This window comes from Candidatus Tisiphia endosymbiont of Oplodontha viridula, assembly GCF_964264865.1.
Classification (GTDB): Bacteria; Pseudomonadota; Alphaproteobacteria; order Rickettsiales; family Rickettsiaceae; genus Tisiphia.
Map to the genome: position 1 here is coordinate 1,256,480 of NZ_OZ183486.1, position 21,419 is coordinate 1,277,898.

25 protein-coding genes, 1 tRNA gene and 1 pseudogene are annotated in these 21,419 nt (G+C 32.4%); 11 read left to right on the forward strand and 16 right to left on the reverse strand.

What is annotated here, in order from left to right; genetic code table 11:
- The 4 genes from ACFEL1_RS06090 to coxB are packed head-to-tail and all read right to left on the reverse strand — an operon-like array spanning position 1 to position 3,493.
- Positions 1-426 (reverse strand): RDD family protein, encoded by a 426-nt coding sequence (locus ACFEL1_RS06090; RefSeq protein WP_375330821.1) that lies wholly within the window; start codon positions 424-426, stop codon positions 1-3.
- A gap of 4 nt (positions 427-430) precedes the next feature.
- Positions 431-2,047 carry a cytochrome c oxidase subunit I gene (gene ctaD / locus ACFEL1_RS06095; protein ID WP_375330822.1) on the reverse strand — a complete coding sequence of 539 codons (1,617 nt, stop codon included), beginning with the start codon at positions 2,045-2,047 and terminating at the stop codon, positions 431-433.
- A gap of 8 nt (positions 2,048-2,055) precedes the next feature.
- The gene (locus ACFEL1_RS06100) at positions 2,056-2,673 is read right to left on the reverse strand and encodes a CatB-related O-acetyltransferase (RefSeq protein ID WP_341762834.1); all 618 of its coding nucleotides are present in this window, start codon (positions 2,671-2,673) and stop codon (positions 2,056-2,058) included.
- Positions 2,674-2,683: 10 nt separating this feature from the next.
- Positions 2,684-3,493 (reverse strand): cytochrome c oxidase subunit II, encoded by an 810-nt coding sequence (gene coxB, locus ACFEL1_RS06105; RefSeq protein WP_342278909.1) that lies wholly within the window; start codon positions 3,491-3,493, stop codon positions 2,684-2,686.
- Between the two features lie 184 nt (positions 3,494-3,677).
- Between coxB and ACFEL1_RS06110 the strand changes: the two genes are divergently transcribed.
- From ACFEL1_RS06110 to ACFEL1_RS06120, 3 genes are all read left to right on the forward strand, one after another.
- Positions 3,678-4,430: a YebC/PmpR family DNA-binding transcriptional regulator gene (locus ACFEL1_RS06110; protein ID WP_341762836.1), complete on the forward strand. Its 753-nt coding sequence runs from the start codon at positions 3,678-3,680 to the stop codon at positions 4,428-4,430.
- A 1-nt stretch (position 4,431) separates the two neighbouring features.
- Positions 4,432-5,166: a sugar phosphate nucleotidyltransferase gene (locus ACFEL1_RS06115; protein ID WP_342278910.1), complete on the forward strand. Its 735-nt coding sequence runs from the start codon at positions 4,432-4,434 to the stop codon at positions 5,164-5,166.
- A 357-nt stretch (positions 5,167-5,523) separates the two neighbouring features.
- Complete coding sequence (locus tag ACFEL1_RS06120; RefSeq protein ID WP_341761934.1) at positions 5,524-5,829, forward strand: hypothetical protein; 306 nt, start codon at positions 5,524-5,526, stop codon at positions 5,827-5,829.
- Positions 5,830-5,875: 46 nt separating this feature from the next.
- Here the strand turns inward: ACFEL1_RS06120 and ACFEL1_RS06125 are convergent, their stop codons facing one another.
- The 5 genes from ACFEL1_RS06125 to ACFEL1_RS06145 form a co-directional block, all read right to left on the reverse strand.
- The gene (locus tag ACFEL1_RS06125; RefSeq protein WP_341761935.1) at positions 5,876-6,103 is read right to left on the reverse strand and encodes an HU family DNA-binding protein; all 228 of its coding nucleotides are present in this window, start codon (positions 6,101-6,103) and stop codon (positions 5,876-5,878) included.
- A gap of 3 nt (positions 6,104-6,106) precedes the next feature.
- Positions 6,107-7,021, reverse strand: coding sequence for a signal peptide peptidase SppA (sppA, locus tag ACFEL1_RS06130; RefSeq protein WP_341761936.1), 915 nt, complete (start codon positions 7,019-7,021; stop codon positions 6,107-6,109).
- Between the two features lie 67 nt (positions 7,022-7,088).
- Positions 7,089-7,547: an SsrA-binding protein SmpB gene (smpB, locus tag ACFEL1_RS06135; protein ID WP_341758213.1), complete on the reverse strand. Its 459-nt coding sequence runs from the start codon at positions 7,545-7,547 to the stop codon at positions 7,089-7,091.
- Entirely contained in the window at positions 7,534-8,430 is an 897-nt protein-coding gene (gene dapA / locus ACFEL1_RS06140; protein ID WP_375330823.1) for a 4-hydroxy-tetrahydrodipicolinate synthase, read from the reverse strand. Before dapA ends, smpB begins: the two co-directional genes overlap by 14 nt.
- Before the next feature lie 25 nt (positions 8,431-8,455).
- Positions 8,456-9,358 (reverse strand): branched-chain amino acid transaminase, encoded by a 903-nt coding sequence (locus ACFEL1_RS06145; RefSeq protein WP_342278913.1) that lies wholly within the window; start codon positions 9,356-9,358, stop codon positions 8,456-8,458.
- A gap of 62 nt (positions 9,359-9,420) precedes the next feature.
- Here ACFEL1_RS06145 and ACFEL1_RS06150 point away from each other — a divergent pair, with 62 nt between their 5' ends.
- The 6 genes and pseudogenes from ACFEL1_RS06150 to ACFEL1_RS06175 all read left to right on the forward strand — a co-directional run bounded on the left by ACFEL1_RS06150 (position 9,421) and on the right by ACFEL1_RS06175 (position 15,634).
- Positions 9,421-10,101, forward strand: coding sequence for a response regulator transcription factor (locus ACFEL1_RS06150; RefSeq protein ID WP_341762841.1), 681 nt, complete (start codon positions 9,421-9,423; stop codon positions 10,099-10,101).
- Positions 10,085-11,386 (forward strand): sensor histidine kinase, encoded by a 1,302-nt coding sequence (locus ACFEL1_RS06155; protein ID WP_342278914.1) that lies wholly within the window; start codon positions 10,085-10,087, stop codon positions 11,384-11,386. Before ACFEL1_RS06150 ends, ACFEL1_RS06155 begins: the two co-directional genes overlap by 17 nt.
- Positions 11,387-11,462: 76 nt before the next feature.
- Positions 11,463-12,304, forward strand: a pseudogene (locus ACFEL1_RS06160) (IS5 family transposase).
- A 335-nt stretch (positions 12,305-12,639) separates the two neighbouring features.
- On the forward strand, positions 12,640-13,527 hold the full coding sequence (locus tag ACFEL1_RS06165) for a HEPN domain-containing protein (RefSeq protein WP_375330824.1): 888 nt from the start codon (positions 12,640-12,642) through the stop codon (positions 13,525-13,527).
- Positions 13,528-14,276: 749 nt separating this feature from the next.
- On the forward strand, positions 14,277-15,344 hold the full coding sequence (locus ACFEL1_RS06170) for a recombinase family protein (protein ID WP_375330825.1): 1,068 nt from the start codon (positions 14,277-14,279) through the stop codon (positions 15,342-15,344).
- On the forward strand, positions 15,338-15,634 hold the full coding sequence (locus ACFEL1_RS06175) for a hypothetical protein (protein WP_375330826.1): 297 nt from the start codon (positions 15,338-15,340) through the stop codon (positions 15,632-15,634). The genes ACFEL1_RS06170 and ACFEL1_RS06175 overlap by 7 nt, the downstream gene beginning before the upstream one ends.
- A 144-nt stretch (positions 15,635-15,778) precedes the next feature.
- Here ACFEL1_RS06175 and ACFEL1_RS06180 read toward each other — a convergent pair.
- Together ACFEL1_RS06180 and nth are read right to left on the reverse strand one after the other, a co-directional pair.
- Positions 15,779-15,866: transfer RNA gene (locus tag ACFEL1_RS06180), tRNA-Ser, on the reverse strand.
- A gap of 202 nt (positions 15,867-16,068) precedes the next feature.
- Positions 16,069-16,707 (reverse strand): endonuclease III, encoded by a 639-nt coding sequence (gene nth / locus ACFEL1_RS06185; protein WP_341761944.1) that lies wholly within the window; start codon positions 16,705-16,707, stop codon positions 16,069-16,071.
- 50 nt (positions 16,708-16,757) lie between these two features.
- On the opposite strand from nth, the gene grxD reads away from it, so the two are divergent.
- On the forward strand, positions 16,758-17,090 hold the full coding sequence (gene grxD / locus ACFEL1_RS06190; RefSeq protein WP_341747650.1) for a Grx4 family monothiol glutaredoxin: 333 nt from the start codon (positions 16,758-16,760) through the stop codon (positions 17,088-17,090).
- Between the two features lie 79 nt (positions 17,091-17,169).
- On the opposite strand, the gene ACFEL1_RS06195 is transcribed toward grxD, so the two are convergent.
- From ACFEL1_RS06195 to ACFEL1_RS06215, 5 genes are all read right to left on the reverse strand, one after another.
- Positions 17,170-17,571, reverse strand: a complete 402-nt coding sequence (locus ACFEL1_RS06195; RefSeq protein WP_341762987.1) for a response regulator — start codon at positions 17,569-17,571, stop codon at positions 17,170-17,172.
- Position 17,572: 1 nt separating this feature from the next.
- Positions 17,573-18,349 carry a sensor histidine kinase gene (locus ACFEL1_RS06200; protein WP_342278918.1) on the reverse strand — a complete coding sequence of 259 codons (777 nt, stop codon included), beginning with the start codon at positions 18,347-18,349 and terminating at the stop codon, positions 17,573-17,575.
- Positions 18,350-18,627: 278 nt separating this feature from the next.
- The gene (recR, locus tag ACFEL1_RS06205; RefSeq protein WP_375330827.1) at positions 18,628-19,227 is read right to left on the reverse strand and encodes a recombination mediator RecR; all 600 of its coding nucleotides are present in this window, start codon (positions 19,225-19,227) and stop codon (positions 18,628-18,630) included.
- A 30-nt stretch (positions 19,228-19,257) separates the two neighbouring features.
- Positions 19,258-19,743: an RDD family protein gene (locus tag ACFEL1_RS06210; RefSeq protein WP_341762989.1), complete on the reverse strand. Its 486-nt coding sequence runs from the start codon at positions 19,741-19,743 to the stop codon at positions 19,258-19,260.
- 103 nt (positions 19,744-19,846) lie between these two features.
- The gene (locus ACFEL1_RS06215; RefSeq protein WP_375330828.1) at positions 19,847-20,497 is read right to left on the reverse strand and encodes an MJ0042-type zinc finger domain-containing protein; all 651 of its coding nucleotides are present in this window, start codon (positions 20,495-20,497) and stop codon (positions 19,847-19,849) included.
- A 95-nt stretch (positions 20,498-20,592) separates the two neighbouring features.
- Here ACFEL1_RS06215 and dapD point away from each other — a divergent pair, with 95 nt between their 5' ends.
- Positions 20,593-21,414: a 2,3,4,5-tetrahydropyridine-2,6-dicarboxylate N-succinyltransferase gene (gene dapD, locus ACFEL1_RS06220; protein WP_375330829.1), complete on the forward strand. Its 822-nt coding sequence runs from the start codon at positions 20,593-20,595 to the stop codon at positions 21,412-21,414.
- Positions 21,415-21,419 lie beyond the last annotated feature (5 nt).

Sequence of the window (21,419 nt, forward strand, 5' to 3'; positions counted from 1 at the left end):
TTATCTTTTTACCATCCGAGTACCAAAAATCATGTCATGTAGAAACTTTTTCTTATCAGTACATATCACGCAGAAAACACTTATAATCCCTAATATTACAGTACTACTTATTAGTGCTAATATAATAAATCTAATCAACGCTTTTAAAAAGCTTATTCGTGTACCATCCTCGTTTATGATCTTCATGCCCAATATATAACCGCCAAGAGTTGCTTGCATTGAAGATGACTGAAATATTGGATCATATAGTATTGTTAATGATAGTATTATTAATGTCGAAATGAAAGAATCGGATAGTGTATCGGCTAGTGTAGGATTACTTACTAGTATCATAATTATACAAATTAGAAAAAAAATAATTAAAATTCGATCCAAAACTACAGCAATAGATCTTCGCCAAAAGCCACAATAGATACATTCATTCATAAAATTATTTTCCTTTATGTGATGTTTCAAAAGTATGAAATGGTGGTGGAGAGGAGATTGTCCATTCAAGAGTATCAGCCCCATCACCCCAAGGATTATTTGGGCATTTCTTCCCATATTTCAAAGTATAAATAACAATGAATACAAAATAAAGAGCTGCAATAAATGAAATACTAGCTCCGATAGATGAAACCATATTCCAACCGGCAAAAGCATCAGGATAATCCGGTATTCTTCTTGGCATTCCAGCTAATCCCAAAAAATGCTGAGGGAAAAATGTCAAATTAACACCAATAAAGGTAACCCAAAAATGAATTTTGCCCATCATCTCAGGATATTGCCGCCCGGACATTTTACCAAACCAATAATAGAACCCAGCAAATGCAGTAAATAACGCCCCAAGCGACATAGTGTAATGGAAATGTGCTACAACATAATATGTATCATGTAAAATTCTGTCGATTGCTGAATTTGATAATATTATGCCAGTAACTCCGCCAATAGTAAATAGCAAGATAAACCCTATGGAAAATAACATAGGAGTTTCAAAAGTAATTGATCCTCCCCACATTGTGGCAATCCAGCTAAAGATTTTGATACCAGTAGGTACAGCTATAATCATAGTACCAGCAGTAAAATAGATTAATGCATTGTACGAAAGCCCAACCGTAAACATATGATGAGCCCAAACTATAAAACCAACAAATCCGATAATTACCATAGCTACCACCATACCAAAATAACCGAATATTGGCTTACGGGAGAAAGTAGAGATGACCTGACTGACTATACCAAATCCCGGCAATACTACAATATATACTTCTGGATGACCAAAAAACCAAAATAAATGCTGAAATAATACTGGATCTCCGCCACCATCAGGCTTAAAAAAAGTAGTACCAAAATTTCGATCAGTCAGTAACATGGTTATTGCCCCCCCTAACACAGGAATTGCCAGTATCAACAAGAAGGCAGTAACCAAAATTGACCAAACAAATAAGGGCATTTCAAATAACCCCATACCATCAGTTCTCATATTAAAGATAGTGACAATCATATTAATTGAACCAAGAATGGAGGAAAGCCCTGTAAGATGTAAACTTAAAATAGCCATATCCACAGCAGCCCCAGGATGTCCTACTAGACTACTTAGAGGAGGATAAAATGTCCAACCAGTACCAGCTCCTCCATCAACCAAACCTGACAACATTAACAATATAAAAGCAGGGACAAGTAGCCAAAAACTTATATTATTTAGCCTAGGAAAAGCCATATCCGGGGCACCTATTAAAATTGGTATGAAGTAATTACCAAATCCGCCAAATAAAGCTGGCATAATCATGAAAAATACCATAATTATAGCATGAGCGGTAATTAATACATTGTATAGCTGATAATTACCACCTAGTAGATGCCCGCCGGGTACTGCTAGTTCTAACCTAAAAATAACAGAAAATAATCCACCAACAAGCCCAGCAAATATGGCAAATATAATATACATTACGCCAATATCTTTGTGATTAGTAGAAAAAATCCATCTTTGTAACCCCTTAGGGGTTTCGTGATGATCAGATATTACTTCTGCAAGAGGTCTAGTAGAGGCTTGATCTTTAAGTGTCATAATGGTTACTATTTACATTCTTTAAGTTGATTAATATCTGCCCCTACTATGACCTTGATATTTCTAGTAATTTTATCATAATCCCAATCCCACCATTTTATTTGTACTAACTCATTGATTATATCATCGGAGAATCTTTTTCTAATAATTTTACTAGGATTACCTGCAACGATAGAGTAGGGGGGTACATCCTTGGTAACCACTGCATATGCTCCGATAATTGCTCCATCTCCTATTGTTACTCCTGGCATAATGACTGCATTCGTACCAAACCACACATCATTACCAACTACGGTATTTCTTCTTTTATCAAGAGTTGGCGTATAATTGTTCCAATTCTCGAAAATAAAAAATGGATAAGTAGAAAAGCCATCCATTGGGTGATTCACATCATCCATGATGAAAATGGTTCTCATGGCGATAGAACAAAACTTACCGATAATTAATTTACATTCATGGCATCCTATGATATTATTACGCTCAAAATATTCTGGGTGCTGGTTATCATGATAGTAAGTATAATCACCTACCATTATGTTGGGATTGTGAATAAAATGTTTTAAAAATACGGTTTCTTTAACCTGTTTTGCGTAAAGATGTGGATAATGCTTGTTGAAATGTACCATAGTAACTCTTTTATTTAATTGATTTTAAGGCTAATTTTTTGTTAGTCTTCATATTCATAGAAAATTTTGATTTTGCCATAATCAACCAGTTTTGAAATTCTTCCTTACTTACCACTTCAATGGCAATCGGCATAAAACCGTGATTAACACCGCAAAGTTCTGAACATTGACCATAATACACGCCTTTTTTGCTAATTTTAGTCCAAGTTTCATTGATTCTTCCAGGAACCGCATCGATCTTTATACCTAACGCTGGTACTGCAAAACTATGTATGACGTCTCCCGCCGTAATTAGAAATTTCACAGTAGTATTTTCTGGTATGATAATACGGTTATCGACATCTAATAAGCGTTTTTGACCAAGTTTTAATTTTTCATCGGTAATTAAATAACTATCAAATTCGATATTATCGTGATCAGGGTATATATAATGCCAATACCACTGATAGCCCACGACCTTAACAGTCATATCTATTTCAGGAATTTTTTCTGCAAAACGTAAAATACGAAATGATGGTATGGCAATAATAACTAAAATTATTATAGGGATTATCGTCCAAATAACTTCAATTAAGATATTATGAGAAAATTTTGCTGGAATAGGGTTGGCTTTTGCATTAAATCTAATACAAACATAGACTAGTAAAATGGTAATAAAGACAACTATTCCTCCTGATATTAACAGTAGGAAATTGTGAAACCCGTGAAGCTCTTCCATCAGAGGGCTTGCTGGAGTTTGTAACAACATTTGCCACGCCTGAGGTTCTGAGGCTAAGCAATTGTGAGCAAATAAAAGATATAAAATTACAAATTTTTTCATATTTGGTATTAGTGGGTTTGATTCTATATGCTATAGTTAGACAATATAAGGCGATATATAGTTTTATTAAAGTAAAAAATAGGGTATAGTGCAAAAACTTGAGGAATTTATCATTGACTTTAAGATGCCTTCTGATACGATTCGACCTACTAATAAGTATACTCAAATGATTTAAGATTACAATATGGCAGGTCATTCAAAATTTAAAAATATTCAGCATCGAAAAGGTACGCAAGATAAGAAAAGGGCGAAAGTTTTTACTAAGCTAATTAGAGAAATTATCACTGCTGCTAAAATGGGAACTGATGTAAGCAATAATCCACGCCTGCGGAGTAGCATAGCTGCAGCACGCAGTCAGAATTTGCCAAAGGATCGAATAGATAAGGCAATAAGTGCAGCAAGTGATTCGAATAATAACGAACATTATACAGAGATTAGATATGAAGGCTTTGCTCCGGGTGGTATTGCAATAATAGTAGAGGCTTTAACTGATAATAAAAATCGCACAGCTGCTGAAATTAGGTCGGCTTTTACTAAATTTGGTGGTAATTTAGGTGAGACTGGAAGTAGCAGTTATATGTTTGACCATCTTGGAGTAATACAATACCCAGTGGAATTAACATCGGCAGAATCTATATTGGAAAGTAGCCTAGAGGCTGGGGCAAAAGATGTGATTTCTGAAGAAGATGCGTATTTAATCTATACAGATATTGAGGATTTTGTACAAACTCTTGAATCTTTGACTAATAAATATGGACCTCCTGAGGAATCCTATATCGGTTGGATTCCTCAGAATATCATGATTATAGAAGATAAAGATAAGGCAGAGAAGCTATTAAAATTAGTGGATCTTTTAGAAGAAAGCGATGACGTACAAAAAGTTTTTGGTAATTATGAATTATCTGATGCAATTTATCAAGCTATGAAGGATATTTAATATGGATTGCCAAATTATTGTTCTAGCTGCTGGTAATGGTAGAAGAATGGAATCTTCGTTACCAAAAGTAATGCATGAAGTTGGTGGTAGACCTATGCTTGATAGGGTGCTAACAAATGCCAAAAAAGTGACTAACGATGTTATCTTAGTTCACTCATTGCAATTAGAAAAATATATTTCTTCTTATAAAGAGGTTTGTAAATTTGCATTGCAGATAGAACGATTGGGTACTGCTCATGCGGTATATACTGCTTTAGACTTAGTTGATGACAATAAAATTGTAGCAGTGCTTTACGGAGATAATCCTTTAATCACCGCAAATATTATTAACGATTTATTAGACCACCTAATTTCTACAAATTCAGCCATTACAACGTTATGCTTTAGACGTGATAACCCGGGACAATATGGACGAATAGTTACTGATGAACTAGGAAATTTTTTAAAAATTGTGGAATTTAAAGAGGCAACGAGTGAAGAACAAGCTATAACAATTTGTAATTCTGGTATTATGGCTTTTGAAGCTGGTATATTAAAAAAATATTTACCTACTATTTTTTTAGGTAAGGTTGATAGATCAAAAGAGTTATATTTGACCGCCCTTGTAAAAATAGCTAAGGATAGCGGAGAAAAAGTATCATATTTGCTATCTTCAGACCACGACATAGTGCTTGGAGTAAATACTAAACAGGAGCTAGAAGAAGCTAATAAAACTATTGCTAAGTTAATGGGCTAGGTAATACACACAAAATTCTTCAACGTCATTGTGAGGAGTCGTGAAAAAGCGGCGACGCGGCAATCTAGGATACGCGAAGCGTATTAGAAAAAACAGCTTCTTGTTTACTTGGATCGCCACGGCATCTAACGGTGTCTTGCGATGACGGTTATACAAAAAATGTAGGGTACTATGCCATGTGAGACGCGATACTAAAACATTTTCAATACAAACATATTTCTAAAAAATATAGTTTTTATTGAGTGTTTTAATGTTACAAATTAACCTCAAACGTTAAATTAATTGGCAACTTGGGTTAAAGAATTAGATGTAGACGTTGATTACAGCCTAATTTGAGTAAGTAAAAAGTCAAAAAATATGCCAAACCCAATAACTTACACAATAGAAAACTTAAGCGATGCACGAGAGTTCTTATCCAAATTCCATAATCCGGTTATTTTAACTAACAAAAGTGGTAGCACGAGATATTACGGTATGCTAGTGTGGGATTATATTTTTAAAAAACTAATTGAAGAATTTCCCCAAATCGTAAAAATTATTGTTAATGTAGGAAACGATCACGCAGCTTTATTTACCGCTATCAAACTTAATTACCAAAATATAGTTTATACTGGTAAATCAGCAGAGGCTAGGAAGTTGGCTTTGGCTAATAGTATAACATGAGAACGCGAATTCGGGATAAGAATTATTCCCTCCCTTTTCCAAAAGCCTAGCGATGTCCACGATAATAGACAGTTTTATATGACCGCTCACTATTGGGAAATTTCCGCTCCCTAATTGAGAAGCTACCGAAGCCTCTAATTTCAATACGATTTTGCTCAGCGAGGCTAGACTGTAAATAATCAAATACCAAATCTATAGAATCTTTTATATCTTCCTTAGAAAGATAATTAAGTTCCTTAGATATTTTATCCACTAAATCAGACTTTCTTGCCATAAATTAAAAAATTGCTTTTATCCCTTGAAATTTATTTTTAAAAAAACTTGGTAAAACACTATCAAAATCCTCCATAATAATTTCAAGAAATTTTGATTTCGGTTTTATTTTAAATTCTTTTACCTTCAAATCTTTATTAATTTTTTTGACTTCCTGTAACCATTTAATCGCATCATCCTCAGAACCCAGAGCATCAACAAGTTTTAGTTTCAAAGCTTGGCGACCAGAATATATCCGACCATCAGCTATTTTTTTAACTTCTTCAATTGCTAATCCCCTTCTTAAAGCAACGAGTTCAATAAAATAATCATAAGTATCCTGTACATTAGACATTATAGCCTGACGAACAGCTTCTGTAACTTTCTCAGTAGGATTAGGAGCGGCTTTTAATTCCCCGGATTTAAAATTATTGAAGGTAATACCTAGTGTCTTTGCTAAATCTGTGACTTCTAGAGTTTGGAGAATCACACCAATTGAGCCAGTAATCGTTCCATTATGACTAATTATGTAATCCCCTCCTAATGATATCAAATATCCTCCACTCGCTGCCAATGTACCCATAACAATCACTACCGGTTTTTTTGCTGATATTTTTCTGAGTATATTGTAAATTTTCTCTGATCCAACCACAGTTCCACCAGGAGAATTGACATTAACAATTAGAGCATTAATCTTATCATCATCAATGATTTTCTCCAATCTTTTATCACGTTTTGTATCCTCAAAAATTATATCTTCTATTGAAACTGCAGCTATATAGTTACTATTAGTAGTTACATATTCAGAACTTGACAAATCAAATTTCTTAATCATCACAACAATTAAAACTATAAACATTAAAATTGTTGCTAACTTCCACAGCCTTAATTTTAATTTATTTTGCTTTCTTTCAATTATGTAGTCAGGAGTTATTGTCATTAACTTTACCTATTTGTTTATATGGAAGTATAATGGGTGCTTTAGGCTCTAAGAAGTCAATTTTATCCTACTTCGCACGCATAATCCGTCCCTGATCCCTCTTCCAATCTTGTTCTTTAATAGATTGTCTTTTATCATGTAATTTTTTACCTTTTGCTATACCTAACTCAACTTTTACTTTATTTTTTTTATTGAAATATAAAGAAAGAGCAACAAGAGTGTAGCCCTTTAGGCGAATTTTACCAATTATTTTCTTTATTTCACTAGAATTAAGAAGCAACTTACGAGTCCTTCTAGTCGAATGATTAAATCTGTTAGCTTTGTCATATTCCGCAATATGGCAATTATATAAAAACACTTCATTTGCAGAATTTTCTGCATGACTATCTTCTATACTAGCTTTTCCTTGACGCAGCGATTTAACTTCACTCCCGGTTAATATTATGCCAGCTTCAATTTTTTCTTCAATAAAGTAATTGAAATATGCTTTTTTATTTTGTGCTATTATTTTCTTATATTCCGACATAGTCCATAGCTTTATTTACTTTTTCCTCAGTAACTTTCAACGCTGAAGTTAAAGGAAGCCTTAACTCGTTAGAACATAATCCTAATCTGCACGCTGCATATTTCACTGGTATTGGGTTTGTTTCTGCAAATAATGCTTTATATAAGGGTAGTAACTGCTGCTCTATTCGCAGAGCTTCTTTATAATTACCAGCATGACAATTATCCTGTAATTTCTTGCACAAACTAGGTGCTATATTAGAGGCAACAGAAACGCACCCTACTCCTGATTGAGCATTATAAGATAACGCTATTCCATCATTACCACACAATAAGTTAAAATCTTTGCTTACAGCAGCCTTAATTCTCAAAGGACGTTCTAAATCATTACCTGCATCTTTAAAAGCTACAATACGTGGTAGTTTACTGAGCCTAACTATCGTGTCATCTGAAAAGTCAACCACAGTTCTACTAGGTACTGAATACAGCATTATGGGCAAATTACTTGCCCTATCTATAGAAGCATTATGTATAGCTGCAAAATGTAAATAAATTCCTTCTTGCATGGGTTTTACGTAAGAAGGAATACTACACATAAGCCCATCAACAGGAATTTTTGTACATATTTTTATCATATCTATAGCTATACTGGTAGTAATAGCGGAACAACCTGCTATTATTTGGGTACGGTTTTTAGTAATTTCTACAGCCATTTCTAACAAAGATTGATATTCCTGTAAACTTAAGCTAGGCCCTTCACCAGTAGAACCAGCAATCACTACTCCATCAACTTTATTATCAATTTGATAGTTAAGTATTTTCTCCAAAGAAACAAAATCTAATTTATTATCCTTAAACGGGGTTATAATGGCTGTAATAAGACCTTTAAATATATTATTGTTCATCGCATCAATTCCATTATATCACTATTTATTTACGTACTAAGCTATTATATTCTTTTTTTAACAAATTAGTAATTTTACTATCTTCAAAGATAATATTTTGATCACCACGGTTAATCGATTTAATCCCCTTAACTTCTGCAGCTGTACCAGTCATAAAACATTCATTAAACTCCCCTAACCTATCTAGAGTTATGTACTCTTCCTTAACCTCAAGATTTAACTCTTTAGCAAGTTTTATAACTGTTTGACGCGTTATGCCATTTAAAAAACTATCAGCTATCGGTGTAAATAATTGCTCTCCTTTTACAAAAAAGATATTTGTAGTAGTACATTCAGCAATAAATCCTCGCCAATCTAATAGAACTGCATCACTATAACCCAAAGACTTAGCTTCTTTTTGGCATACTATCATCATATTGTAATGTCCTGATGATTTACACTGTGGCGGCAGTGAGTTTGGATGGCATTTCCGCCAACGTGCAATATGCAAACTTAAATCATCAGAAGGTCTAGGAGTTGATGGAACAGCAGCAATTAATAAATTAACCGATAAATTTACATTAGTTAGATTAAGAGATTCACTACCATACCAAATTAAAGGACGAACATACGCATCTTTAATATTATTTTTTTCTATAAGTAAGTGATGAGCTTTTATAATATCTTCAAAACTATATGGTATTTCCATAGCTAAAGTTTGTGCCGATTCTATCAAACGCTGTGTATGTTCTTCTAATTTAAAAATTTTTCCATCATAGGCTTTTTCTCCCTCAAAAACTCCACCAGAATAATGTAAACTATGAGTAAGAACATGTATGTTAGCTTCTTGCCAAGCAATAAAATTACCATTAATCCAAATATAACCTGATAATTGTTTAAGGTTTCTAGGTCGCTCTTCTACAATTATATTTTCTTGTGTTATTATCATTGTCAACCTTCCATTATTAAGTTAATATATTTTCACTACTTATAAATACCGAAACTTTATTTATGCAAAGCCCTAAGCCTCACATTCTTGTAGTCGATGATGATACTAGAATACAAAAACTTTTAAAACAGTTTTTGTATAAAAACGATTTTTTAGTATCAACAGCAGCTTCTGTCCAAGAAGCTGAGGAACTATTAAAATCCTCTATCTATGACTTAATTATTCTAGACGTTATGTTGCCGAATGTTACAGGACTTGATTTTGCCCATACTATAAGATCAAGTAAAAACCTTATACCAATTGTTATGCTAACTGCACTATCACAACCAAGTGATCGTATCAAGGGATTAGAATCCGGTGCATCTGATTATCTGACCAAACCTTTCGAACCGAAAGAATTATTACTCAGGATTAATAACCTATTAAATAGCTATAATAATTATAAAAAACAAGATAAAATCAAGCGATTCGGCAATAATTATTATAATTTAGAATCAAAGGAATTTATAAAAAATAATCAACCTGTACAATTGAGTTCTACAGAACAAAAATTGCTAGAAGTATTATTAAAACACAATGGACAAGAAATGAAACGTGATGAGTTGTCAAAAATAATGGGAGGGCTTAGCCCTCGTTCTATCGACGTACAAATTGTCAGAATAAGAAGTAAGATTGAAGATGACCCTAAAGAACCAAAATATCTAAAAACCATACGGAATAGCGGTTATGCTATTTATACATAAACTTATACCACAAACTTTACTGGCTAGATTTGTTCTCATTATTATTGTTCCAACATTAATAGGACAAATTCTAGCAGTGTTTTTGTTCTATGATCGTCACTGGTATAATGTTTCTTATTATACTAGCAATATTATTGCTAATGAAATTATTTCCCTTCTTGAACAAAACGACAATAATCTATTAGAAAAAAACACAACAGAGACAAATTATTTAAATTTGTCGTATCAGTTTCATCAAGAATTAAACTTGCCACGCAAACAACCTAGAATTAGTGAAGAATTAGAGATTTTTAAAAATATTATTAACGTAAAAATTAATAAGAAAAATATAGTAAAGATTAATGATTCAAAAAGAATTGAAGTATTACTCCAATTAACCGATGGTTTACTAAAAATAACTTTCCCCGCAAAATTATTGATGAATCCAACTGCTTACATTTTTGTTCTATGGTTAATCTTCTTAACTATTTTACTACTTTCTGTTTCCTTAATCTTCTCTAAAAAGCAAATTAACTCAATTTTAACTCTTGCAGATGCTGCTGATCAATTCGGACAAGGAATTACAAGATTACCAACATTTAAACCTTCTGGTGCAAAAGAAATTAAAAAGGCTGGTATTGCTTTTCTTAAAATGAAAGAACGAATTGAAAAACAAATCACTAAAAGAACTAGAATGTTAGCTATGATTTCACATGATTTATGTACTCCTTTAACTAGAATGAAATTACAACTGGAGTTAATGAACAAATCTGAAGAAACAGAAGGTCTTAAGGAAGATATACTTACCATGCAACAAATGATAAAATCATACCTTGACTTTGCTAAGGGTGAAAATGGTGAAGAAGCTCAAATAATTGAGTTATCTTCTTGGCTGTCTACTATCATAAATAAATGGTCTGTTGCCAATATTGAGCTGCTTGCAACAGAGCAGATAATAGCACAAATCAAGCCTATCAACTTTGAACGTGCAATATCTAACGTAATAAGTAATGCTATAAAATATTCTACAAAAATAAGAATTACTGTATATTCTAGTTCTACTAATGCCATAATAAAAATTGAAGATAATGGTATTGGCATAAAGGATGCAGAAAAATTATTAGTGTTTAAAGCATTTTATCGTTCAGATAAGTCACGCCCACTTAATAATTCAGGTAATGTTGGACTTGGTCTTGCTATTACTAAAGAAATAATCATTGATCATAATGGAACAATATCCTTGCAGGATAGTAAAAATTTAGGTGGTTTATTGGTTGAAATTTCGCTACCTAACCTCAAGTGTTGATGTAAGAGCTTGTCCTCAAACTAAAATTAAGGTATGATGAAGTGAACAAAGTATTATTAGTAAGAAGTATAGAAGAATGAGCAGAAAAAATTATCCAACAGATTTAACAGATGAAGAATGGTTAAGGATAGAGGGGTTGTTTCAAGTATCGTATGTAAAGGGAGGTAGACCTTTAAAACATAGCAAAAGAGAGATTTTGAATGCAATTTTTTATGTATTACGTACTGGGTGTCAGTGGAGATATATGCCGCATGACTTTCCAATTTGGAAGACAGTATATGAACAATTTAGAAGATGGAAGAAGCAAGGTGTATTTGAACGTATGAACCATGAACTTATCAAGGATGTTAGAAGAAAATTAGGTAGAAATGAGTATCCTAGTGCTTGCATAATAGATAGTCAGTCTGTCAAGACAACAGAAGAAGGGGAGCTAAAGGTTATGATGGAGCTAAGAAAATTAAGGGCAGAAAGAGGCATATTATTACCGATACACAAGGCTTTGTGTTAGGTTGTTATGTCGGTTCTGCGAATGAGAATGATCGATACGGAGCTACAGTGCTACTCAGTAACATGCAAAAAGAGTACACTACTATTAAACAAATGTGGTCTGATATGGGGTATCAGTCTAAAGATTTAAAGGATCTCATTAAGGAAAAGTATAACATAGATTTAGAAATTGTTAAACGACCAGTGTGCAGATTTTGGATACCAAAAAATACACCACTAGAACTATTGCCAACAAGGGAAGTTGGGTTTAAAGTACAGCCAAGGTGATGGGTTGTTGAGAGAACCTTTGCTTGGATAAATAGAAATAGAAGGCTCTCCAAGGAGTATGATTTTCTTACTGATTCTAGTGAAAATATAATTTTTTTGGCTATGAGTCGATTACTTCTTCGTAGGATTACTTCTATTACTTAGTTTGCGGACAAGCTCTTAATACAAGTAGCGATACCGCGGAAAAATGCATGTACTATTGTTGGTGAGAACTATGAAGTATATGATTCATAAGGGAGTTTGGGCTTGTGTAATTCATAGACTTTGTTACAAAATAGTAAATATATTAATGTGGTTAAAAAGGTATCTATTACACTAGAAAAGAGCATGTTTTGCTTGCAACAATATCACGGTACTCAAATGCAATCTTAAATGTTATAGAAAAGATTTCTTGTATATAGGTGAATTTGCAAAATTCTTTTTGCAATATCTATGCCGATTGTAGTAATCTACATTATAGATAGCTGCATTACAAATATATGAAAACTGTTTTACCTGAACGCTCCCTGATAATTCAAGAAAGACTTGATAATATCGTCAAAGAAATTCTCGCTGTATCAAAGAACAAGATTGCGATGATTATTTTATTTGGCTCTTATGCTAGAGGAGATTGGGTACAAGATGAGTATAAAAAAGGTCACATTACCTACAGTTATCAAAGTGATCTCGATATTATGTTAGTCATGAAGAAAGGCAAACATGCCGGTCTTGCAGGGTTATCCATAGAAGATAAAATAGAAAAAAGGTTAGAAAAAAAATCATTAAGAAGTCCTTTTGAATTATGGGTAACTTTGGTGCTAGAATCAATTAAGACGGTAAATAGTCAGTTAGAGAAGGGGCATTATTTCTTTTCCGATATAAAAAAAGAAGGAATTCTCTTATATGATAGCGGTGAATTTCAGCTGGCGGAAGCTAAAAACTTACCCTGGGGAGAAAGAAGACAAATAGCTAAAGAGGATTATGAGTATTGGTTTGAAAGAGGTGTAGAGTGTATAGATGCAAGTAATATATTTTTACAAAGAAATAGCCTTAATAAGTGTGCTTTTGAGTTACACCAAGCTACTGAGTGTTTTTATAATGCTATCCTGTTAGTCTTTTCTGGCTATAAACCTAAACTACACGATATAAGAAAATTAGGTAGTATAGCCGGAAATTACAATGAAGAATTATGGCAGATATTTCCTCATTCTAGCGTTGAGCAAAGGCAATGTTTTAGATTACTTGAACAGGCTTATGTTGAGGCTCGCTATAACAAAGATTATAGAATAACTAAAGAACAGCTACTTTACCTTATTGATAGAGTTAAAAAATTAAAAACAGTGACGGAAAAAATTTGCTTGGAAAGGATTAATAAAGAGATAATTTAAGCTCCTTAATATAGACAAAGTAAGTCTATAAACGCGATGACCTATAAGTTTAAGATATTGGGGTGTTAGATGTAGTAGTTTTGTTTATTATTATTTCCAAGTGTCCGTATGACTAACCCATTCCTCAGTATTACCTATCCTTTCATCTGCTAATTTAGCTAATATTTTATCCTCTTGAAGTTCCAAACTAGTTATAATAAGATATTTTGCTACTTATAGATAAGAACTCTTTGTTGATTTTAGCAAGACCTGCAATTTCATCAAATATTTTTTTGTCAAGATCACTCCAATTTATTTGTTATGACTCAATTGTATCATATCTGATACAGAATATCAATAAGGTGATCGATGTAAACAGTGGCATTCGGTTAAGTTTTTAACTTATCTATTTTAAAGCAAACCCATATAAATAAAAAAGCCCATATTTAGACTTGGAGAGTAATAATCAAAAGTACTCCAAAATACGCAAGAATACTAAAAAGCGTTGTGCGAGCCTTGAAATAGCTAAATAAGGGTATCTATGATAAACCACTTCATAAAGTTACTCCTGCTACGAGTTAAAACAATTATTTTTACAATAACCAAAAATTATTAATGCTAAATAAATGTTACACTTGGCTCTAATACTGAAGGAGATGGGGTAATTTAATAATAATTCAACTTGACTTGTGCGGTGCTTGATATATCTCTGCTCTTTGAGTACATACTACTTTCTAATTAAAGCAAAATTTATTATCTAAGGAGAAAATATGACAGACAAAGCAACAAAATCAATAATTTTAGTTCGTGTTTCAACAAGGGAGCAAGAAGAAGGGTATTCAATTGAAGCTCAAAAATATAGATTAGTAGAATATTGCCAACGTAAAAATCTTGAAGTTATCGAAACTTTTGAAATTATCGAATCTTCAAGCAGAGGTGATCGCAAACAATTTAAAGAGATGATCAAATTTGCTAAAAGCCATAGAGAAACAATTGCTATAGTTGCTGATAAAGTAGATCGAGTACAAAGAAGAATCTCAGAAATTTCATTACTAGAAGAACCAATAAAAGCTGGTAAGATAGAATTACATTTTAGAACAGAAGGTTACATAATAGATAAAGATTCTCAGTCTCATGCAAAGCTAATGTGGGGAATGAACGTATTGATGGCACAATCTTACGTTGATAGTTTAAGTGATAACGTTAAAAGAAGCCTAGATCATAAATTGCGTAAAGGAGAGTGGATAGGACCAGCTCCTCTTGGTTACCTAAATAGTCGAGATGAAAGAGGAAACAGTATAGTAATTCTCGATCCTGTAAGAGGTTCTATCATAAAAAAACTCTTTGAAGAATATGCAACAGGAATGTATACTCTTAATTATTTGACTGAAAAAGCTAAGGATCTTGGTCTTAGAAGCAAAAACAATTGCTACGTCAATAAAACAGTAGTGCATCGCATGATCCAACAACCATTTTATTACGGTGAAATGAGAGTAAAAGGAGAGATGTGGTCACATGGTTACCAAGCAATTATAACAAAAGAGACTTTTATGGCATGTAAAGATGTACGTTTAGGGTGGAAGAAGAAGCCTTTTAAATATGGTGGTAAGGATTTTCTTTTTAGAGGATTAATCACCTGTGCAGTAACTGGTAAAGTTGTAACAGCTGAAACTCACAGCAAAACATATTCAGATGGCAAAGTGGACGAATGGACTTATTTAGGTACATGGGATCCAAAGAATCCAAACAAAAAGATTTATGTAAGAGAAGATGAGGTTTTAAAGCAGGTAGAAGAGGTTTTTAAAAGAATAGGTATAAGGGAGAGCCAGAAATGCTAAAAGAGACTCTAGCCTATTTAAAAAACACAAATGAGCTAAAGAAAGATGAGCATGGGCAAGCAACAGCTGCTTTAAAGAAAGAACATACCGAAAATGAGAATAGATTAAATTCATTAATAGATTTGCGACTCAATGGAGAACTTAGTACAGAAGAATTTCAAAGAAAAAAACAACAATTAAAAGATCGCCAATATGAAATCGCTCGTTTAATTAAAGTTTATGAGGAAGCAGACGATAAATTTACTGATACCGCTACAACGCTAATAACTCTAGCATCGCAAGGCCTATGAAACTTTTAAAGGTTCTGAAAGCCCTCAAAAACGCAAAATGATAAATTTCGTATTTCAGAACCTTAAACGTCAGGGGCAAAAAACTTGAGACCTCTCTACGTTTTCCGTTCGATATTTTTGAAAAAACGACGACTTGTACCACAGTGGCGGAGAGGAGGGGATTTGAACCCCTGACACGTTACCGTGAACACGCTTTCCAGGCGAGCGCCTTAAACCACTCGGCCACCTCTCCATCTATAGGAATTCAGAATAACAAGTTACATCAGATTCGGTTAACTACGTAAACAATAGGTTTGGTATACTATTCGTCTTTAAAGTGTTAGCATTGTCTTACTATCGGGACTTTGCGTACTCACATACTAAATATACGATTAGTTAACTTGCCACTCGTACTCCTAGCCAATTCTTTAAAGCAGAAGTGTATCTACAGTTTGCTACTTCAGAAAATTATTAGCATAATACTCACAATATTCTTTAACTGGGCAAGCAGGGCAATTTGGTACTCGTGCTTTGCAAATATACCTACCAAGTAATATCAACCAGTGATGAGCATGTTGTAACCATTTTATATCGATAACTTTAACTAATTCAAGTTCTACTTTTTTGGGAGTATTACTATTTGCCAGTCCTAATCTTTTAGAAACTCTAAATACATGTGTATCAACTGCGATAGTTGACTTACCAAAGAGGCAATTCAATACTACATTAGCAGTTTTTCTTCCGACACCTGGCAATTTAATTAAGTCATCAAAATTGTTAGGTACTTTGCTGTCATACTTATCTATCAAAATTCGACAAAGTGCAACAATATTTTTTGCTTTGGTTATAAATAAACCTATTGATCTTATATAAGTTCTTACCCCTTCTTCCCCGAGTTCTAATATTTTTTCTGGTGTATTATACTTCACAAACAATAATCTAGTTGCTTTATTAACTGAAACATCAGTTGCTTGTGCGGATAATATCACCGCTACTAATAGAGTAAAATTATTAACATATTCTAGTTCCGTTCGGGGAGTAGGATTATTTTGGCTTAAAATTTCAAAAATTTTATCAACTATTTGAGCTTGCATAATATAACATTTAAGAGTAAAAGAAGTTATAATTTTTATCAGGTTTAGGAATGTTAGAGAATAGAAATTTTGATTTTATAAAAAATGAAATTGCTAATCATGATATTGTATTATTTATGAAAGGCACTGCCAATTTTCCTCAATGTGGTTTTTCTGCTACCGTTGTTTCTATCTTAAAAAAACTTGGCGTAGAATTTCGTGATATTAATGTTTTAACCAATCCTAGCTTACGTGAAGATATCAAATCTTTCAGTGATTGGCCTACTATACCACAGCTTTATATAAAAGGGGAATTGATAGGTGGCTGCGATATAGTACGTGAGATGTATGAAAATGGTGATCTTGTTTCATTATTAAAAAATAAACATATAATATCTAAGTAACCTCAATTAGATATAAGAATATTTATCTTATATCTAATTGCTTTATAAATGAGTATACTCTTCTACTTTGAGTATATATCTAGTTATGGAACTGCCTTATGGTTTCAAGTAGTTCTTCGTTTTTATAAGGTTTATGAATTAGGTATGTTGTTTGTTCTTGTAAGAATTCTTGCATTTCTTGGTGATTGCTAGAAAAACCAGTTTGAAAAATTATAGGAATATGTGCAAGGTTATCATCACTTCTTATCTGCTTATGTACTTCATAACCTGTCATATCAGGAAGAGAAATATCAAGAAATATTAACTCTATTATATTAGCATATATTTTAAATAAATTAACTGCTTCTTGTCCGGAATAAGCACTGATAATTTTATATTTTTGTTCATAATGTAGCACTAAATTTATTGCGTCATGGCAAATTGGTTCGTCATCAACAAAAAGTATAGTAAATACTTTTGCAATATTATCCTTTGTAAGCATTTTATGTCTCTTTTTTATCATATACAGGAATCATAAATTCTAATTTTGTTCCTCTTTTATGGTTATTTTCGGCATAAATATAACCATTATGAGCCAGTACAATTTCTCGGCAAATAGATAAACCAACACCTGTACCAAGAAAATTATTATTAGTTCGTGAACTACGAGTAAATACTTCAAAAATAGTCTCAAGTTCTGAGTCTGGAATTCCTATACCTGTATCGATTAGGCTAAAGCACCAATAAGGAATATTATCATGATTTTTTAAATCAATTACCGCTATAATTAATCCTTCCTTAGTATATTTGAGTGCATTATTAAATAAATTATTTAATAATTGGTTAATCCTAATTTTATCTCCATTAATCATTGCTTTTGTAATACTATGATCAATAAGAATAATATTAACTCGATCGTTAATTATGTTTAATTCTGTAAGTTGTTGCACGGTCTCTTTTATAGAAGATAATAGATCCATAGCAACAAAATTAAACTGCATTTTTCCGGTACTAAACTTAGATAGGTCTAGTAGGTCATTAATTAATTTTATAAGACGCTGATTATTTTTAGCTATTATACTGACATACTTTACGTGTTCTTGCTCATCCATTTTATCCCAATTTTCATATAAAAACTGAGCTATACTACTTCCCCCATGTATCGAAGTCCTAATTTCGTGAGTAACGTGATTTAAAATATTATCTTGCTCTGATATCTTTTGTTCTAATTCTAATATTTTAGTTTTTGAATTATTTCTTAAATTAAACCACGAAAACATCTTGTACCTGCAAATATAAAGAACTACAGGAATCAAAAATATGACTAAAATAGTCCAAAAAAGTTGGTACATATGCTTACTTTACTTAAAATAATTATATGCAAGATAAAATATAAAATAACTAATGAAAATATCTAAAAATTTCAAATTAACATTTCATATAAATAATTCTAATTTAGTAATCTTTGATAATTTATTAACAAAATTTAATATAATATATAACCAACAGCTTATATATTATATTAAATTTTTCAACACAATAAATAATTTTTAATAAATTAGTCAAAAGGCTGTCTTAAGGTTATTGCAGCTGATAAAGTTCCTTCATCTAAATAGTCTAGTTCTCCACCTATTGGAATGCCGCTAGCTAATCTTGATATTTTGATAGTATAATCTTTAAAATATTCAGTAATGAAATAAGCTGTAGTTTGACCTTCTAAGGTGGAATTAGTTGCAATAATTATTTCATTAATGTTATTCTCTTGGCATCTAGCTAGTAATTCTGGTAGTCTTAATGCTTTAGAATTATGGCTACTTGCAGTTGATAAATTATGTCCTAGTACATGATAATATCCATTAAAAATACCACTACGCTCTATTGCCCACAATTCTGTCACTATTTCAACAATTGCTATAATAGATTTGTTGCGATCATCAGATGAACATACTCTACAAATATGATGAGAATCTATGTTGCCACAAATATCGCACTTAACAACATTATTATCTACGTAAGAAAGAGCTGAAATTAAACCTTTTAACCTAACGTCTTTTTCTTGTAAAAGATGCAGGACTATACGCCTTGCTGATCTTTGACCAAGACTAGGTAGTTTGGAGAAAAGATAGATCAACTGATCTATTTCATTTAGTTTATTCATTTTAGCATACCTTTACTACTTATAACTGCTTTAACTCTTAATAACCACTGTTCCAGCAATTTTATCATGCAAAGCTTGGCGTTGTTTAGAAAAGAGTATAAACCAAATACCAACTAGCACTAATACATATCCACAAAATCTTTTAATTAATTGCCATTTACTAGGTTTTCCAAGAGTTATTGCATCTACTATTTTCATATGCATAATCATTTTTCCTGGAGTAGCACCAAAATAAATCCAAAAACCAATAAAATATGTTGCAGCTAGGGCAAAATTAATTATAAACATTAAAATAAATAATGTAAGAACACTACTAGCAGTTATATTTTGAACTAACTCCGGTTTCGTGCTACCCATTATTAGTATGTCCGCTATACTAGCTTTAAAAAAAAATAAAGACAGTTTAGATAACATAAAGTGGGTGATCGGAGTTGTAAAAATTGACAACAAAAACGAATCTAGGCAAGAAGCAAAGAGCCTAGGAATTAGTTTAGGGTATATAATTTGTTTATTCATTTTTTTCTATATATATCACGGAAGTTCGATGTAACTGTTACATCGAATTCAGGTTATGTTATGGGAGTATTCGAACTGATTATAAATCTCTTTCAGAAGAAGTCTAATGTAATATGAAATCCAAACTATTACCAAGCATAATATTTAACACCTCACTTGAACGAGGAACTACATCAAGATACGTAGTAATGTCGATATGTTGCTTGGGGGACAGTTTAATATTTTTTTGATTCATTATATAGGATTTTACTGTTACATATTTTTTATTGAGCAATCTAACCCGAATAAGTGGTATTGTCACATCATGGTCGGAAGTATTACTTATCCTGTAGGAAACTTTCATTTGTCCCATTTCTTTATTTTGTTCAACATGTATATTTCTTATAGTTAATATATTATTATTCTCTTTATACAGAGCTGGTATATTAAACTTCTCGTGAAATAACATTAATAATAAGAAGACAATTAAACTAAGCCACAATAATATAGATAAAATATGCGATTGTTCAGGAATTTTAGTTGGTAATAAAGCCGGTAAGTTAGTACCTTTGGTTAAATATATTTTATTATTTTCATTAGTGCTAGCGTTTTTTGTGGTATTATCTGATATAATAGGAGGTTCTTGCTGATCAAACTCTGCCCTTTGATACCATATATGGTGGCATTTTGAACATTTGACCTTCCTACCAGTCATACCTATTTGTTCTCTTGAAACTATAAAGGTAGTGTTACAATTTGGGCAAGCAATACTCATTTACGTGATCTAATTTGTATACTCAAATTTGAGTATATAGGTTGACTTAAAAATAAAGTAAATTATGATTTTTTTAATAGTTTAGCAAGGACGTTATGCAAAAACACATCAATACTATAGAAGAATTGTGGCAAATACGCGATAAATTAACCAAGGATTCAGAAAAAACTAACTACGCCAAACAAATATTGAATAATATTATTGATGGTTTAAATCAAGGATTAATTAGGGTTTGTGAAAAAGAAGGGGCTGGTTGGCGAGTTAATCTTTGGGTGAAAAAAGCAATCTTATTACATTTTATTGTAACTGATTCGCAAATCCATTCTGGCGATTGTATGAAATGGTATGATAAAATTGCTCCCAAATTTTCTACAAATCATAATGAAGAATTATTTAGAACCCACGGCTGTCGTATCGTTCCCGGAGCATTTATAAGAACGGGGGCATATTTAGCTAAAAACGTTATTGTTATGCCTTCTTTTATTAATATAGGTGCATATATAGGAGAAGGAACAATGATTGATACTTGGGCCACCGTAGGATCATGTGCGCAAATAGGGAGGAATTGTCATATTTCCGGCGGGACAGGTATTGGTGGGGTACTAGAGCCAATACAAAATACCCCGGTAATAATTGAAGATAATTGTTTTATAGGTGCAAGATCAGAAATAGCAGAAGGGGTTTTAGTAGAAGAGGGAAGTGTAATTAGTATGGGAGTATTTATTGGTGCTTCTACCAAGATAGTAGATAGGGAAAGTGGAAAGATAATTTATGGTAGAGTTCCGGCCTACTCAGTTGTAGTACCTGGCAGCCTGCCTGCTGATTCGGGAAAACCAAGTTTATATTGTGCAGTAATCGTTAAACAGGTGGATAAAGGAACTAGAAGTAAAGTATCTATAAATGATCTATTACGGTGAAAATT

Excerpts from the sequence above, each read along its gene's own strand:
- ACFEL1_RS06090 (WP_375330821.1), bottom strand. The coding sequence starts at position 426 with ATGAATGAATGTATCTATTGTGGCTTTTGGCGAAGATCTATTGCTGTA.
- ctaD (WP_375330822.1), bottom strand. The coding sequence starts at position 2,047 with ATGACACTTAAAGATCAAGCCTCTACTAGACCTCTTGCAGAAGTAATA.
- ACFEL1_RS06100 (WP_341762834.1), bottom strand. The coding sequence starts at position 2,673 with ATGGTACATTTCAACAAGCATTATCCACATCTTTACGCAAAACAGGTT.
- coxB (WP_342278909.1), bottom strand. The coding sequence starts at position 3,493 with ATGAAAAAATTTGTAATTTTATATCTTTTATTTGCTCACAATTGCTTA.
- ACFEL1_RS06110 (WP_341762836.1), top strand. The coding sequence starts at position 3,678 with ATGGCAGGTCATTCAAAATTTAAAAATATTCAGCATCGAAAAGGTACG.
- ACFEL1_RS06115 (WP_342278910.1), top strand. The coding sequence starts at position 4,432 with ATGGATTGCCAAATTATTGTTCTAGCTGCTGGTAATGGTAGAAGAATG.
- ACFEL1_RS06120 (WP_341761934.1), top strand. The coding sequence starts at position 5,524 with ATGCCAAACCCAATAACTTACACAATAGAAAACTTAAGCGATGCACGA.
- ACFEL1_RS06125 (WP_341761935.1), bottom strand. The coding sequence starts at position 6,103 with ATGGCAAGAAAGTCTGATTTAGTGGATAAAATATCTAAGGAACTTAAT.
- sppA (WP_341761936.1), bottom strand. The coding sequence starts at position 7,021 with ATGACAATAACTCCTGACTACATAATTGAAAGAAAGCAAAATAAATTA.
- smpB (WP_341758213.1), bottom strand. The coding sequence starts at position 7,547 with ATGTCGGAATATAAGAAAATAATAGCACAAAATAAAAAAGCATATTTC.
- dapA (WP_375330823.1), bottom strand. The coding sequence starts at position 8,430 with ATGAACAATAATATATTTAAAGGTCTTATTACAGCCATTATAACCCCG.
- ACFEL1_RS06145 (WP_342278913.1), bottom strand. The coding sequence starts at position 9,358 with ATGATAATAACACAAGAAAATATAATTGTAGAAGAGCGACCTAGAAAC.
- ACFEL1_RS06150 (WP_341762841.1), top strand. The coding sequence starts at position 9,421 with ATGCAAAGCCCTAAGCCTCACATTCTTGTAGTCGATGATGATACTAGA.
- ACFEL1_RS06155 (WP_342278914.1), top strand. The coding sequence starts at position 10,085 with ATGCTATTTATACATAAACTTATACCACAAACTTTACTGGCTAGATTT.
- ACFEL1_RS06165 (WP_375330824.1), top strand. The coding sequence starts at position 12,640 with ATGAAAACTGTTTTACCTGAACGCTCCCTGATAATTCAAGAAAGACTT.
- ACFEL1_RS06170 (WP_375330825.1), top strand. The coding sequence starts at position 14,277 with ATGACAGACAAAGCAACAAAATCAATAATTTTAGTTCGTGTTTCAACA.
- ACFEL1_RS06175 (WP_375330826.1), top strand. The coding sequence starts at position 15,338 with ATGCTAAAAGAGACTCTAGCCTATTTAAAAAACACAAATGAGCTAAAG.
- nth (WP_341761944.1), bottom strand. The coding sequence starts at position 16,707 with ATGCAAGCTCAAATAGTTGATAAAATTTTTGAAATTTTAAGCCAAAAT.
- grxD (WP_341747650.1), top strand. The coding sequence starts at position 16,758 with ATGTTAGAGAATAGAAATTTTGATTTTATAAAAAATGAAATTGCTAAT.
- ACFEL1_RS06195 (WP_341762987.1), bottom strand. The coding sequence starts at position 17,571 with ATGCTTACAAAGGATAATATTGCAAAAGTATTTACTATACTTTTTGTT.
- ACFEL1_RS06200 (WP_342278918.1), bottom strand. The coding sequence starts at position 18,349 with ATGTTTTCGTGGTTTAATTTAAGAAATAATTCAAAAACTAAAATATTA.
- recR (WP_375330827.1), bottom strand. The coding sequence starts at position 19,227 with ATGAATAAACTAAATGAAATAGATCAGTTGATCTATCTTTTCTCCAAA.
- ACFEL1_RS06210 (WP_341762989.1), bottom strand. The coding sequence starts at position 19,743 with ATGAATAAACAAATTATATACCCTAAACTAATTCCTAGGCTCTTTGCT.
- ACFEL1_RS06215 (WP_375330828.1), bottom strand. The coding sequence starts at position 20,497 with ATGAGTATTGCTTGCCCAAATTGTAACACTACCTTTATAGTTTCAAGA.
- dapD (WP_375330829.1), top strand. The coding sequence starts at position 20,593 with ATGCAAAAACACATCAATACTATAGAAGAATTGTGGCAAATACGCGAT.